The following is a 15272-nucleotide window of genomic DNA, read 5'->3' on the forward strand; positions in this document are numbered from 1 at the left end:
TAACAAGATGAGCAAAAGAATTCAGTTGAATCAATTTTTGAATAGAACCTGGCCCTTTCTAATTATTATTTTAGCAACGCTTTTGCTTGCAGAAATTCAGTTGTCCAACGGACAATTAGTAATCAATATCGATACGATTTTTCATTACAATCGTTTTTATGATGCGGAAGAGTAAATAAGAACAGGCCATTTTTCCTATTTTCAGGCCAACTTTGCCTTTAATCATAGCGGACGAATAATCAATGCAATGTACGGGCCGTTTTTTGCCTACTTTAATGGCTTTTTGCTGTTAATTTGCGGCAGCTGGTTTGGCTATCAGATTTTAACTTACTTAATTCTGTGCATAGGTGCAGGCACAGGTATGTATTTCCTGGCACGAAAGGCTAAAGCTAACGAAATTGCTAGCGTGATGGTGGCAGTTTTATACATTAATATTGGTTCAATTCAAGCATGGTTTGATCATACAAATTTGATTGCTTGGGGCGGGATGCTGCTGGTAATGCTCAATAACAAATTGGTAGCGACAGTTCCACATTCACTGGCCTTTGCTTCAGTTAAATTAAATTCTTACGGCAGTTTGCGAAATATGATCATGATCGGACTAGCCATTTTGTTTACCGTTCAAATCATTTTTGCTTTGACTAGATTTAAGACAAATAAGCTCAATTTTATCGTTTCAATTGAGGGTGGAATCTTCTTCATTCTTTCTACTTGTTTAATCAATTGGCAGGCTCTGAGCAAAGCAATGCCATTTTTAAAATCGTATTTGCAATTTCCGCATCGACTTTTAATCATTGCCTATCCGTTATTAGGATTGGGAATTGCTTTAAGCTTGACGGAATTAAGCAAATATCAGGCTTGGCAGAAGGTCGCTTACGCCGGTCTTGCTTTTGTAATTTTTGAAAATGTTGGTGCAAATTATTCCCGGATCATTCAGCATACAGCTCTTAATCAGAGCCGGGTTTATACGGTAAAAAACGCAAAGTCTGGCGAGAATAGTCAAGCTTTGCACGCCAGCCATTATAATTATGTCCAAGATCTCAAAAATAAATATCGAACCTTCGGCGTCAGCAATACTGAGCATGGTCAAGTCTTCGTTCAAACGGCCGCGCGTGGCTTGATTTGATCATCAAAGTAAATCCAGATTATCTGCCGACATACCATGGCAAAATATCTGCTAAAAAGGTTGATAATGCTTATGTGCGTGAGATTGTCGAGCCGGATTTGAGCGGCAAGTTTCATTATCAAGTGTTGAGTGGCGGTGTCTTGCAGCTCAAATGGTAAAATAAAAAAACAGGCAAGATAAAATTGCCAGTAGTGCTTTATAAACAATCTGAACTAACTGTAAATGGTAAAAAAATCAAAACGCAATTAAGCAGAATCGGCAGTCCGACTATTACACAGAAAGCTGGCGAAAATGTTGCTACATTGCACTTCAAGACGCCAATTTGGTTTTATTATGTCCAAGCATTCTAGCTTTGTTAAGTTTATTGGCTTTTGGTATTTTTAAGTATATAAAGAAGGCAAATTAATGAAGAAGTTATCAATTGTTGTTCCTTGCTATGAAGAAGAAGAAACTGTTCCGCTGTTTTATCCGGCAGTTGAAAAGGTTGTCAAAAAGATGCCGGTGAAAATTGAGTATATTTTTGTCAATGATGGTTCAACAGATAATACTTTAAATGAATTGCGCAAGCTGCATAAAGCACATCCGGAAGAAGTTCATTATTTGTCCTTTTCGCGCAATTTTGGCAAAGAAGCAGCCTTATATGCTGGTCTTAAAAATGCTACTGGCGATTATATCGTTGACATGGACGTCGATTTGCAGGATCCGCCAGAGTTCTTGCCTAAAATGTATAAGCTTTTGGAGTCAGGAGAATGGGACTGTATTGGAACAAGAAGGGTAGATCGAACTGGTGAGGCCAAGATTAAGTCTTTCTTGAGCGATCAATTTTATAAGTTTATTAATCGTATTTCTAATACCCAGATTGTTTCCGGTGCGCGTGATTATCGAATGATGACGAGACAGGTGGTTGATGCTGTGTTAGAAATGCGTGAATATAGTCGTTTTTCTAAAGGAATTTTTTCTTGGGTCGGATTTAGAACAAAATATCTTGATTATCATAATGTCGAAAGAGTGGCCGGTACAAGTGATTGGAGCGCATGGAAATTATTCAAATATGCTTCAGATGGAATTGCCGACTTCTCGCTTGCTCCCTTAAATATTGCGGTCTGGATTGGCAGTTTTGCTTCATTAGTGTCGATCATTGGCTTTATAGCTGTTATCATTCGTCATGCTTTCAATCCAGATGCTGCAGTATTTGGCTGGGCATCACTGGTAAGCAGTATTTTATTAATTGGTGGCTTACAATTATTGTGCATTGGTATTATTGGAAGATATATTGGCAAAATCTTCTTGCAGGTTAAAGAACGACCAATTTACATTGTGCAGGAGAAAAAATAGTCAAAAACAAAAAGCTCATAATCGCGGTTGTACGATTATGAGCTTTTTTGATGGGTCCCCTGGGAGTCAAGGAAGCTTATAATATCAATGATTTAGGCATGATAATGAGTCAAACGATACCCAAATGCTAACCAAATCACTCATTATTACTTTTAGAAGTTTTAAAATTCATTTAAAGGAATTGTACTTTATAAAGTACAATAAAGGTATTACAAGCTGACAATAGGAGATATAGAGTTATGGCCAAGTTTGATGAATTGATTCAACAAATAAATGACAATGTTACTGGAAATAGAAATCGTGGTACTGCTTTCGAAAAATTGGTAGTAGCATATTTGGAAAATGAACCAAAATACAAGCATAAATACGATAAAGTTTGGATGCTAAAAGATGTTCCCGAAGAATATAATATTTCCAAGAAGGACACTGGGGTAGATATTGTTGCTAGAGATCGTCATACGGGTAAATTAACCGCTGTACAGGCTAAATTCTATAAAGGTAAGGTAGGTAAAGCTACTATCGATTCATTCCTTTCAGAGGAAGGAAAAAGCGTGTATAACGATGGTATTTTAGTTACAACTACAGATAAATGGGGTAAAAATGCTGAAAATGATTTAGGTCACAGAACTAACCCAGTCGCATTGGTAACTTTATCAGATTTACGTGATGCACATATTAATTGGCAACTTTTTAATTTTGAAGGCAAAAATAAGACTTTAACTAAAGAGCCTAGAGAACCAAGAGGATACCAACGTCCAATTATTAAAAAAGCTTTGGATTATTATAAACTGCATGATCGTGGAAAACTTATTATGGCTCCTGGTACTGGTAAAACTTTCACAAGTTTACAGATTGCTGAGGGGTTAATGAAACAACAGCATAAGTCAATCTATCATGTTTTATATCTCGTTCCGAGCATACAATTGCTCTCTCAGACATTAAGAAATTGGAATAATGATGCTGATACTAGTTTAGACATGGAAAGTTTTTCTGTTGTCTCGGATGCGAAAGCTTCAAAAAATAGTGAAGATTTAAGCGCTCAAGATATTGGTTTCCCTGCAACAACTGATGTTGAAAAACTTTTAGAAAACTATAAAAAAATTAACTTTAATAAGAATAAAAAGAATTTCGTTGTAGTATTTTCAACTTATCAGTCAATTGATAAAGTTTCGCAAGCACAAAAGCATGGCTTTCCTGAATTTGACCTTATTGTTGCTGATGAAGCTCACAGGACAACTGGATCAAGTGAAATAGGTGATCCAAGTGTATTTACTGAGGTTCACGATAATAAAATAGTTAAAGCAGAAAAAAGACTATATCAAACAGCGACACCTAAAATCTACGGTCAGAATGCTAAGAGAAAGGCTGTAGAACAGAGTATTGAAATTGCTTCAATGGATGATGAGTCAATTTACGGAAAAGAAATTGCACGATTAACCTTTGGACAGGCTGTTAATTGTGGTGCATTAACAGATTATAAGGTATCAGTACTTGCAATTGACGAACATTATATTCATAAGAATATGCAAGGGATTATGAAAAATACTGATAATGAGCTTGATACAAATGATATCGGTAAAATTATTGGTGTTTGGAACGCTATGGTTAAGAGAAATGGTATAACTGGTGAAATTACTGGCGCACCAATGAAGAGAGCTATAGCTTTTTCAGATAGAATCGTTCATTCAAAGCAAATAACCCGAGAATTCAACACTGTAATAAATGAGTATTTAGGTGATAATGCTAAGGATAGCTTTTCTGTTGATGTTCGACATGTTGATGGATCAATGGATGCTATGAAGAAGAAAGAAGAGATTGATTGGTTGGCTGGCGATGTACCTGAAAACCAAGCTCATATTCTTTCTAATGTTCAATTTTTGACAGAGGGAATAGATGTACCTAACTTAGATGCAGTAATTTTCTTTAGCCCTAAAAAATCACAAATTGATATTGTTCAAGCAGTTGGACGAATTATGCGTCAATTTGAAGGAAAAGAATATGGCTATATTATTTTACCAATCGTAGTTGATGCACAAAGCGATCCGGCAAAGGTCCTAGATGATAATAAAAAGTATAAAGAGGTTTGGCAGGTTCTTAATGCCTTACGGTCAGTAGATGAACGTTTTGAGGCTACTATTAATCAATTACAATTAAATAAAAAGAAGCCAGATAGAATAGGTCTTAACAATATTGGAAATGCTCCTTCTGGTGCGGTTGATGAGGACTCATTTAAAAATAATCAAAAAGATCCTAAAACCGAACAGTTAAAATTAGATCTTGACGACTGGAAGGATGTAAAAAATGCCTTTTATGGGAGAATTGTTGAGAAAGTCGGTAATAGAAGATACCTAGAAGATTTTTCTAAGGACGTTGCTGACATTGCTAAACGACACATAAATAAGATCAACGATTTGATTGAAACAGAACCTGGTGCTAAGTCAGCATTTAATCAGTTTATAAAGGGACTTCACTATAATATCAATGATTCGATTACTAAAGAACAAGCCATAGAAATGATGGCTCAACATTTAATTACTCAGCCTATTTTTGATGCACTATTTAGTGATTATCATTTTGCGCAAAATAATCCTGTTTCTCAAGTCTTGAATAAAGTTATATCTGCTTTTGAATTATATGGATTTGATAAGGAACAAAAGTCTTTGGAGCCACTTTATGAATCTGTTAGAGAACGTGTAGAAGGCTTGGATAATGTTCAAGCAAAGCAAAAAGTAATTGTTCAATTGTATAATAGTTTCTTTAGGACAGGATTTCCCAAGACAACAAAATCGATGGGAATAGTATTTACTCCAGTTGAAGTAGTAGATTTTATTATTCATTCGGTGGACTATGCATTAAATAGATATTTTGGGAAATCATTGGCAAGTGAAAATGTACATATTCTTGATCCGTTTACAGGAACTGGTACATTTATTACACGTACTTTACAGTATTTAAAAGAATTGATGGAAAATCATAAAATAAAATATGAAGATATACTTCGAAAATATTTACACGAATTACATGCTAATGAAATTATACTTTTAAGTTATTATATTGCCGCAGTCAATATTGAAGCAGTATTTGACGAAGTAAATGGTCCAGATAGAGGATATAAACCATTTGAAGGAATAGTTTTAACGGATACATTTGAAAGTACTGAGAATCAAAATACTTTAGATAATGATATATTTGGCACGAATAATAAACGATTGAAAGAACAACAAAAACAACCTATTACAGCAATCATTTCTAATCCACCATATTCTAAAGGTCAAAGTTCTGAAAGTGATAATAATCAAAATGTACACTATTCTAAGTTAGAAGATCAAATTAGAAACACATATATTAAGTTTTCATCGTCAAATGCCAAAAATTCATTAATGGATAGTTATGTAAAGGCATTTCGATGGGCTACAGATCGCATAGGAAAACAAGGGATTATTGGCTTTGTTTCAAATGGTAGTTTTTTAGATAGCAATAGTACCGATGGATTAAGAGCGTCATTATATAAAGAATATAATCATCTATATATCTTTAATTTGCGTGGTAATCAGCGTACACAAGGAGAAGAATCACGAAAAGAAGGGGGAAAAATTTTCGATTCAGGTAGTAGAGCTCCAATAGCTATAAGTGTGCTCATAAAGGATGATTCTGATAAACATGAACTTTTTTATTGTGATATAGGAGATTATCTATCTAGAAAAGAAAAACTGGATATCATAAAAAATAATAGTTCCATTGGTAATATGAAGTGGGAAACAATAAACCCCGATAAAAACAATGATTGGATTAATAAAAGGGATCCCAATTATCGAAATTATCCATCTATTTCAGGAGAAAAAGATTCGCCATTTTTAAATAATTGTACGGGAATAGTATCTTCTCGTGATCCTTGGGTTTATAGCTTCTCTAAAAAGCAAGCTTTAAATAATGCTAAAAGACTTGTAAAAAATTACAATGATGAAGTAGATAGGCTTCAAAGTTTACATAAAGTATTAGATAAAGATGATTTGAATTATGATCCTACCAAATTAAATTGGAGTGAAGAACTAAAGAAGTCGGCTTTTGAACTTAAAAAAATAAAATTTAATAATAAAAGCCAGTTAATTTCATATCGTCCTTTTACTAAAAAATGGATTTACTTTGACAAACAACTGCTCCACAGACAATCAAATTATTATGATCTCTGGGGAAAAAAGAATCTTTCTATAGTAACTACTGGTAATGGCTCTAATAGACCGTTTAGTGTCTTAATAACTGATCGTATTCCAGACTATCAGTTTATGATGAATGGACAGGGGTTCTATGAATTCGATAATCAGGAAACTAACGAGCTAATCATAAGTAGGCCCAATATAAATGATATTTTTACTGAGAAGTATGATTTGAATAAAGAAGATATTTTTCCTTTTATTTATGGCTTATTGAATTCTGCAGATTATCAAAAAAAATATGCTAACGACTTATTAAAGGGATTAGCACGCATTCCAAATGTTGATTTCAAGGAAAAATATATTGAAGTAGGAAAGAAATTAATTAATCTTCATTTAAATTATGAAAGTGTACCAATATATGATAAATTGAGCATTAAATATAAAGATAATGCAAATTATAAAGTTACCAGAATGAAGTTTAATAATAGAAATGATAAGTCGACTATTATCTTTAATAAGTTCATTACAATTTCAAATATTCCTGAAAAAGCTTATCGTTATGTTGTTAATGGTAAATCAGCGATAGAGTGGATTATGGATCAATATCGAATTCACAATACTGAATCTTATAAGAAAGCGGGAATAACAGATGATCCCAATAATTATAGTAATGATCCGAAATATATCTTTAATTTGCTTTTGAGAATTATTAATGTTTCCGTTCAAACAGTTGATTTAATTAATGAACTTCCATCGTTAAGAGTAGAAAAAAATTAGATATAACTATGAGGTTTGAAAATACTGGTAGCTATTAGTTATATTAGTCTTTTCATGATTTAAAAAGAAAAATTGTTTTTAATAGTATTAAAAGATGGAGGTAATGTATGGGTAGAGAAAGCAGATATATTCGAATTGATAGGTATACAGGAGAATGGGCTGGTACACAGGAATTACCCTCTTTAGAATATTTATGTTGGAATTGTAATACTAGAATATCTTCAAATAGAGGTTATGCAATTATATTACCTACACAAGCATATATAGACGGTGATGTAGAAGCTGGTATATATTTGTGTCATAGATGTGGGTATCCAACTTTTTTATTGAATGGAAAACAAATCCCAGGTGCTCCCTTTGGACAAGCCTTTAAATATGTTCCTAATGTAGTTAATAATTTTTATAATGAAGCAAGAAACTGTTATGCTGCTAATGCTTTTACAGCGGTAGTTTTACTTTGTAGAAAGATCTTAATGCATATAGGAGTAGAGAGAGGCGCTGAAAGAGATAAAAGTTTTAAGTATTATATTGATTATTTAAAAGAAAAAAATCTAATAACAGCAACTAGTTATGATTGGGTAGATAAAATAAGAAAGATTGGTAACCAAGCAAACCATGAATTAATCGAAAATTCTAAAAATGAAGCTCAAGTTATTTTAACGTTTACTTCAATGATTCTAGCTACCATATATGAATATCCTGAGAAGGCAAAACATTTAAGTTGATGAAAACGAGTCGAAAAAACTCGCTAATTGAAAAAGTCCTATTAAATCTTGGTATTAATAACCCTTGATTTCATAGGACTTTTTTTATTTAAAATATTTTATAGTTTTAGGTTATTTTGTGTCAGACTCTGATATTGCATGAAAGCTTGGCGCTTTTTGTAGTCTGTATTTTCTTTATTGAAAACTATATTCATTCGTCTTTGCAGTTCAGAAACGTATTCTTTATTGATAAAAATATTCTTTTTAGTCTTTTTCACACGTTTTTGTTGTTTAATTTTCTTTAAAAACTTTTTTATTTCTTCTTTTTGATGTTTTTGAAATTGAAGAGATGACATTAGATTTAACTTGCTTGAGGTTTTATGCCATTTTTTTGAAAATCAAAAGTGGTTAAAGTAGTTTGAATTTTCTTTTTACGCTTATCTTGTTTAATCATTTGACTTGAGAGTTCATGAAGAAGTGCATTACCTACGCGTTTTTGAATATCCTGCATTTTGTTTTGAGTATAATTTTTAGACTGCCTTTTGCTTTTTCCATAAATTTCCTCTCTGTTTGCACTGTAACGCGATATATTAAGTTTTAAATGATTATAATCTTTGTTGTTGGAAAGAAGTTTGTCTGTAACTCCGTTTAGAAGTTCCTTTTGATCTTTTTGTAGAGAAGCATAGTGCCATTTTTGTTTATTTTTAGGTAGGAGAGTAATTAGCTTGCTAATATCATTTTGTAATTTATCACCTTGCGATAAGTTTCTGTATGATTCAACTATTTTACGTCTTACTGTGTTTCTTTGAACGTTAATTTCTTTAAGTAATTCTGAGGTATCAAGTAACTCGTTGGTGAAAACTGATTTCATGTGATCAATGGTTGATTGCTTTCTTTTACCCCTAGGTTGAGATTTACCATCCTTAACTTGAATTTTTCGACTGTTTGCTTGCTCAACTGTGGCAAAATGAATATGAACATTACCAGTATTTCTATGAATTGAAGCAACCCAATAGGGATTATTTAATTTTTCACGATCTTGAAATTCATCCATCATTTTATGTGATGCTCGTATCATAGCTTTTGAATTTAAAGTGTCAGTTTCCTGATCAAGAAGATGGTGTCGTACAAGAAAATTAGTGTCAAAGGATATCACGTCTTGCCATAGGACAGAACCGTGTTTTTCTCCATAATTTAGCATGTCTCGAACGTGCTTGGTATCTTCTCCAATTTGGATATTATCATTATCTATAGAAAAAACACCATTTAATTTTCTAGGTTTATCGCTTTCAATGAATTTCTTGAATTCTTTTTCGTTAAAGTCAGAAATATTAATCTCATTGAGATAAATTTTTGCTCTTTTAGTTAAGTTTGAGTCCAATGAGTTAATAGGTGTCTGATACTTTATTTTTTCTATTTCAAAATGTAATATATTATTCTTTATAGCATTTAACTTGTCTTTATTTTCTTTTTCCAGATATGTATCTGTACCTGCACCACGTTTTTCAAGTGCTTCTTTTCTATCCATGTAATCTAGATATTTAGAATAGGATTTATTTGAAAAAGTGGGAACTACAAACTGAGAGGTTAAAACTAGTGATGGATGAGCCATACTTATTATTCCTTTCGAGAATAAAAGCGTATCCTTATGTATGGATACGCTTAGTGTTAGTGAGAACTTAGTTTTTTTAAGCGATTTGATTTAGCATTTTGATGGTAGATCTCAACTGCGGATTTATATATTGGTAATTGAGTACCGTTAACAATTTCTTCTATATCAGCTGTATAACAAAGCTCAGACATCATTTCTAGGAGTACATTTATACCAAACTTCATGCTTTTAATATCTGCTGGTAAGTATTCAAATTTGGATAGGTAACCATCAATATTATTAATTAATCTAACTTGTTCTAGAGCTTTATTGATTCCCTGATTAATAGAAGTTAAATTGTTTTCTCTCATAATATCTTCAAGGTATTCTCGATTTTTCTTGTTTAACCGAATTGTAGTTGAAGAGGGAACAGTAATCCTTTTTTTAATCGTTGTTTTCATGAATATCTCCTTCAAATGCAATTATTAGGAGTTGTGAAACTAATGTGACTAGTTCGTTAATTAAGTCAACTTTTTTTTGCTGACTTTTTTTGAACTCAATGAGTTCAAGTTCTTTTAACTGTTCCTCGTCGTCTTGTCCTAACAATAGTTTTAAATATTGGTTCCGTGATAATTTTTTGGGGAGTGTGAGATTGTCTCTTTTTGCAATTTCAATTCTTTGTTTATTTAAGTTGGCAATGTGTTCATCCATTTTTTGGATCACAGTATCATCAATATTTCTAATTGTCAGATTCATCATTTTTTCCTTCTTCCATTAACGCGTTTATTAAATTATTTGCCATGGAGTAGTTACCATTTAATAATTGTTTTTTGGTTTGATCCAGCAGTTTATTTATATAGGCTAAATAACTGTTTTCTTTTTCAACCAAATAATCGTATTCAGTTTTTTTAAGTGGCAAACCACGTGCGATTAAAAAAGTAATTAAGTCGGCAGAAGTATACTTCTTTGTTGAATAGTCATTAATCTGTTTTAATTGCTGGTTAAACTTGTCAGCAATTGTAGGTTTAACGTTGTGAATTACTATTTTTTCCATTATTATCACCTGCGTTTTTCATTGAAATATTTTTATTTTGAAGGTAATTATTCGATTACTTAAAGAGCATAAGGGGATTCTGCCATCATTTTCTTGTAAGAAAATGTCTGGGTTGGCTGTGCCAACGGAATCTTTGCTCTTTAGAAGTGAAGTCAAAATTATTCTTTCTGAAGCAAATTTGATTGTGATGGTTGTCGGCTTCCGCCATTGTATAACCCATTAGAGGTTTCAAAATTATTAATGTTTTTTGAATCTTTTTTAGATTGATTTTTCATTAATTTTTCTTTTTGATTGTTTATTTCAGAATTAATAAAATCAAATTCATCTTGATCTGTTAATTGAGTTAAATATTTAGGGCTTGTGTTTTTTTCTGCCCATCTTTCAATTATGCATTTGGCTAAATTAATTAAATATTGGTTTTGTGTTTCTTTTAATTTCTTTTTTGCCTGTTCTGCTTCATATGTTGATTTCAAGATAATGAATTCTTGACGTTGATTTTTGGTCTTTTTTCGACCTAGTTTTTTTAATTCTTGGTATCGTTCATAATCTTTATTTTTCATGGCTAATTACCTTATTTGTTTTTGCTTCGTGAAGTAGAAGACTATCGTTTAAGAATTCCACAATTCGAGTTGGAGTAAATATTCTTTCTTGATTTTTTCGAATGTATGAAAGTAGCTTTTGATCGTTCTCAAAATAATCGATGGCTGAAGCAATGGTTTTCTGTACTTCATCAGTCTGAATTAATTTATGACTAAAACCCGTTGCAATATCTTTTTCGAATATTTTGTTTATGTAATTAATTACTCCTTTGACTTTATCTTCTTTTTTAAAGACTAAGTTTTTAGGTGATATTGCTTTTTCCTTAATTACTAATTCTTCAAAATTAGACTTAGTAAATATATTTTTAGGATTTAAAACATGATATCTTTCTTCTGTATTTTTCCAATTAACAATGTTTGAGATTTTATTGATTAAAGTTTTAAAATCATCAGAAGTATATCCATCGTTTAGTCTGTCATTAATTATCTGCATAGTTGAATCAGAAGAATAATCAAAATGTAAACTGTACTTTCTATTTAGATAATTAATTATTTTATTTATTTTTGAATCATTACTTTCTTTAGTCAGGGGTAAAGTAAAATAATCTACGCTATCCTCCACTAAATTATTCTTATCTAAACTATTCTTACCTATACTGGGTATGGCAGGTGTCATACCACTGGGCAACCATTGTTGTGATAACTGGTTGTCATTATTAGGTGCTATGGGCTTGATAGAAACTAACTCATAAATTTTATCTTCATTGATTCTTAGTTTCTGAAAATCATCTTGGTATATTGTTGGATGATATCTATCTCTACGAATACTTTCCATCATCTGCCAATGTGTAATGGCAGTTACACCGTCCTCAAATTGGATTAAGTAACCTTTTGCGAGCAGTACTTTCACGTCATCCTCATTAGCAGCATACATTCTTACTAGCATCTTTAAATTTCCGATCATTCCATCATCATCGGCGTTTAAAATTAGATGACTGTACAGTTCTTGTGCATTACCTGGCATTTCACAGAACCTGTCAGTTTCTAATACTTCTTTACTAATCATTCTTCGCTGAGCCATTTTGATCCTTTCTATGTTGGACTAGGCGAAGTTTGCTATAATATATATGGAAATTTTGAGCACATAACTATCTCAGTAATAGTTATGTGTTTTTTATTTTGGCAAACTCGCGGACCAATTAATTTTATTTCTATTTTGACTAAACCAAATCTTCGCGTCTGGGACATAGATTCTTGTACGTTTGCCTCGTCCATGAGGATCATATACAAAGCCTCCGTTTTCAGCTATGATTTCAGGGAAACTATCAAAAATGAAAAGTCGAACCCAACAAGGCGCCTTGTTAGCACAAAATTCTTTTCTGAATTCGGTCATATTCATAAAGGATTTTTCATTTTGACTTTCAGTATTTTGCTGAATTGCTGGAGTACTTTGAATTCTTGCAACAACCAAATCGACAATGTGGTTATAGTCTTTTTCGCTTAATTGTAACTGCATTTTCTTTCATCTTCTTTATAACTACCACAAAACGTGGTAGTTTCGTGGTAAATAATAGAGATTCTTTCTGAACCTCTATTAATATTTTAGAACATTTTATATTCATAAGCAACCATTTGGTGGTAGAATTATTTTAGCTAATGAGAAATAATAACAAGTGAGGTTAGTAACTTGAGTAAGAGAAAGAAAAGATATATAAATAATCGATTAGCTGAAGAACGTAAAAAATTGGGAATATCCCAGTCAGAACTAGCTAGACGAATTGGACTTTCATCACAAGCAATTAGTGCATTTGAAAATGGCGATAGAAATCCAAAGCCAGAGAATTGGAATATGCTTAGCAAATTTTTTGATAAACCAATAAGATATTTGCAGGGATTTGGATTACACCAGGCTCAAATTGAGAATGAAATTTTGACAATTTTAAATACAATTTATTCCGATGATGCAATTCATAGTAGAATAGACATTTTTCAGCCACTAGTCAGTGCAGTCAATGATCATTATTTATTTATTGGCGATGATCCTCATGTTGTATATATGATGAATGAATCAGGAAATAATTTAAACGAAGAGCTAATAAAATACTATAAATCTAGATTCTATTTTTTGTTTGATAATAAAGAGCTCTATCTTGAATTAGAGGGTCAAGAAAATGTTTATATGATTTGTATGATTATTTATAAGTATTTAAGACCTATAGTTGATGATGAACGCAATCATTCAAAATTAGGAAAATATCTAGAGAGAATTAATCTTACTAATACAAGATTCCTTCAGAGTATAAAAACTTATTCTCAATCTGATTATATTGTTAAAGATATAAAGGATTACGAGAACATAATTCAAGAAGTTGAAGAAACATTTTCTAAGGCTAAAAATATTAAAGACTTAAAGAAAATACGTGAGACTACACATAAACACATCAAGGAAGATAAATAAATATGGCATTCTACTTCAAAAGAAATGGTGGTTGGGGAGCAAGAATTAGTTGGTATGAAAATGGAAAACGAAAAACCAGATCTCGACAAGGCTTTTCAACTAAAATGTCCGCTAAAAAATGGGCAATAGAAGCAGAGCAAAAGAAAAACGAAGGAATAGATATAAGAAATAATCCGTCATTTCTTGAATACTATTCATATTGGTATGAAACGTATCAGAAACCCAAGATGAATTCTGAAAGTAGAATTCGGAGATATGAAAAAGTAAAAGATACAATTGCTGATTTTTATCATGATCAAAAGCTCTCTAAAGTAACGAGAGGAGACTATCAGCAGTTTATTAATAGATATGGAGAAACACATGCTCCATCAACCGTCAGAAAATTAAATACTATTCTTAGATCTTGTGTTGAATCAGCAATTCAAGATAATATTTTAAATGGTAACTTTACACGTGGAGTACAACTGGGTGGTAATAAAGATAAGGAATACCATGTTCAATATTTAAGTATTGCTGAGATAAAAAAGCTTATTAAAACAACATCTGAGAAATTGAATCCAAGATATCCATCACGATTTATGATAGAGACAGCTATTTTTACAGGTGCAAGATTATCTGAGATTGCAGGGCTGACATGGGAAGATGTCAACTTTGAAAAAAGGACAATCAGAATAAATAAATCATGGAACTATATAGAACAAACTTTTAAAGATACTAAAAATGATAGTTCTAAGCGTACTATTAGAATTAATAATCAATTGCTTGAATGGTTACAAATGTTGAAGAAGAATCATACCAATATGGTGTTTCAACAGCCTGGCGGAATGGTGCCAACTAGTAATGCAGTTAATAAGACTTTGAGAAGTTTGATGAAAGAAGCTGAAATTGAAAAAGAAGGATTTCATTTTCACAGTTTACGGCATGCACAAGTTGCGATGCTTCTTTTTAATGGCGTAGGCTTATATGCAATTTCTCGGAGGTTGGGACATGCTGATACAACTACAACATCACGTGTTTATGCTTATTTAATTGATGAATATAAGGAACAAAGTAATGATCAAATAGAAAAGGTATTAGATGAATTGTTGGATTGATTTATCTGGTACCTTTTTTGTAAACGATAACCAAATGATAACCAACTTTAAAATTTTAGGTAATTTGAACTAAAAATAAAAGAGTCATAAATCCCTTAGCACTAGGATTTATGACTCTTTATAATTATTGAAAAATCATTTAATATGGGTCCCCTGGGAGTCGAACCCAGATTTCAAGAACCGGAATCTTACGTGCGATCCATTACACTAAGGACCCGAATACACAAGCACTATTATATCAAAATATCAGTCTAAATAAAAACCTTTTTACTTAAGTTAGTGTATTTTTAAAATCAGTGAGTTTTTTCTTGAATTGTAAAAAATTCATTGTTATACTAACAGTGTCGATGAGAAATGTAAGAGTGATTAATAAATCGTGACTCCGCGTTTCTCTTATATTTTTAAGCAATCTGGGACACTAAGTGTCACACTAATGGACG

The 15272-nt window shown here is 32.0% G+C and carries 17 protein-coding genes and 1 tRNA gene; 9 read left to right on the forward strand and 9 right to left on the reverse strand.

Features of this window, described 5'->3' with window-relative positions; all coding sequences use genetic code 11:
* Positions 1-7 precede the first annotated feature (7 nt).
* The 7 genes from B2008_RS08040 to B2008_RS08070 all read left to right on the forward strand — a co-directional run bounded on the left by B2008_RS08040 (position 8) and on the right by B2008_RS08070 (position 8117).
* On the forward strand, positions 8-175 hold the full coding sequence (locus tag B2008_RS08040) for a hypothetical protein (protein WP_281829836.1): 168 nt from the start codon (positions 8-10) through the stop codon (positions 173-175).
* A 72-nt stretch (positions 176-247) separates the two neighbouring features.
* Complete coding sequence (locus B2008_RS08045; protein ID WP_281829835.1) at positions 248-1126, forward strand: hypothetical protein; 879 nt, start codon at positions 248-250, stop codon at positions 1124-1126.
* Positions 1123-1284, forward strand: coding sequence for a hypothetical protein (locus B2008_RS08050; protein ID WP_281829834.1), 162 nt, complete (start codon positions 1123-1125; stop codon positions 1282-1284). The genes B2008_RS08045 and B2008_RS08050 overlap by 4 nt, the downstream gene beginning before the upstream one ends.
* 24 nt (positions 1285-1308) lie before the next feature.
* Positions 1309-1476 carry a hypothetical protein gene (locus tag B2008_RS08055; RefSeq protein WP_281829833.1) on the forward strand — a complete coding sequence of 56 codons (168 nt, stop codon included), beginning with the start codon at positions 1309-1311 and terminating at the stop codon, positions 1474-1476.
* Positions 1477-1531: 55 nt separating this feature from the next.
* A complete protein-coding gene (locus tag B2008_RS08060; protein ID WP_281829832.1) occupies positions 1532-2461 on the forward strand; it encodes a glycosyltransferase family 2 protein in 930 nt (309 codons plus the stop codon).
* Between the two features lie 239 nt (positions 2462-2700).
* Entirely contained in the window at positions 2701-7392 is a 4692-nt protein-coding gene (locus B2008_RS08065; protein WP_281829831.1) for a type ISP restriction/modification enzyme, read from the forward strand.
* Positions 7393-7499: 107 nt separating this feature from the next.
* The gene (locus B2008_RS08070) at positions 7500-8117 is read left to right on the forward strand and encodes a DUF4145 domain-containing protein (protein ID WP_281829830.1); all 618 of its coding nucleotides are present in this window, start codon (positions 7500-7502) and stop codon (positions 8115-8117) included.
* 98 nt (positions 8118-8215) lie between these two features.
* On the opposite strand, the gene B2008_RS08075 is transcribed toward B2008_RS08070, so the two are convergent.
* From B2008_RS08075 to B2008_RS08110, 8 genes are all read right to left on the reverse strand, one after another.
* Positions 8216-8452 (reverse strand): hypothetical protein, encoded by a 237-nt coding sequence (locus tag B2008_RS08075; protein WP_281829829.1) that lies wholly within the window; start codon positions 8450-8452, stop codon positions 8216-8218.
* A gap of 5 nt (positions 8453-8457) precedes the next feature.
* A complete protein-coding gene (gene mobP2 / locus B2008_RS08080) occupies positions 8458-9708 on the reverse strand; it encodes a MobP2 family relaxase (RefSeq protein WP_281829828.1) in 1251 nt (416 codons plus the stop codon).
* A gap of 56 nt (positions 9709-9764) precedes the next feature.
* On the reverse strand, positions 9765-10148 hold the full coding sequence (locus tag B2008_RS08085; protein WP_281829827.1) for a hypothetical protein: 384 nt from the start codon (positions 10146-10148) through the stop codon (positions 9765-9767).
* The gene (locus tag B2008_RS08090; protein WP_286822640.1) at positions 10132-10443 is read right to left on the reverse strand and encodes a hypothetical protein; all 312 of its coding nucleotides are present in this window, start codon (positions 10441-10443) and stop codon (positions 10132-10134) included. The genes B2008_RS08085 and B2008_RS08090 overlap by 17 nt, the downstream gene beginning before the upstream one ends.
* Entirely contained in the window at positions 10427-10741 is a 315-nt protein-coding gene (locus tag B2008_RS08095; RefSeq protein ID WP_281829825.1) for a hypothetical protein, read from the reverse strand. Before B2008_RS08095 ends, B2008_RS08090 begins: the two co-directional genes overlap by 17 nt.
* A 158-nt stretch (positions 10742-10899) precedes the next feature.
* Positions 10900-11301: a hypothetical protein gene (locus B2008_RS08100; RefSeq protein WP_281829824.1), complete on the reverse strand. Its 402-nt coding sequence runs from the start codon at positions 11299-11301 to the stop codon at positions 10900-10902.
* Positions 11291-12361 (reverse strand): conserved phage C-terminal domain-containing protein, encoded by a 1071-nt coding sequence (locus B2008_RS08105; protein WP_281829823.1) that lies wholly within the window; start codon positions 12359-12361, stop codon positions 11291-11293. Before B2008_RS08105 ends, B2008_RS08100 begins: the two co-directional genes overlap by 11 nt.
* Before the next feature lie 93 nt (positions 12362-12454).
* Positions 12455-12796, reverse strand: coding sequence for a DUF771 domain-containing protein (locus B2008_RS08110; RefSeq protein WP_281829822.1), 342 nt, complete (start codon positions 12794-12796; stop codon positions 12455-12457).
* A gap of 171 nt (positions 12797-12967) precedes the next feature.
* On the opposite strand from B2008_RS08110, the gene B2008_RS08115 reads away from it, so the two are divergent.
* On the forward strand, positions 12968-13738 hold the full coding sequence (locus tag B2008_RS08115; RefSeq protein WP_281829821.1) for a helix-turn-helix domain-containing protein: 771 nt from the start codon (positions 12968-12970) through the stop codon (positions 13736-13738).
* A 2-nt stretch (positions 13739-13740) separates the two neighbouring features.
* Positions 13741-14832 (forward strand): site-specific integrase, encoded by a 1092-nt coding sequence (locus B2008_RS08120; RefSeq protein WP_281829820.1) that lies wholly within the window; start codon positions 13741-13743, stop codon positions 14830-14832.
* A gap of 145 nt (positions 14833-14977) precedes the next feature.
* On the opposite strand, the gene B2008_RS08125 is transcribed toward B2008_RS08120, so the two are convergent.
* Positions 14978-15049 (reverse strand) — tRNA-Arg (locus B2008_RS08125).
* Positions 15050-15272: the final 223 nt, after the last annotated feature.

This window comes from Lactobacillus sp. UBA5813 (assembly GCF_002417895.1).
Classification (GTDB): Bacteria; Bacillota; Bacilli; order Lactobacillales; family Lactobacillaceae; genus Lactobacillus; species Lactobacillus amylolyticus.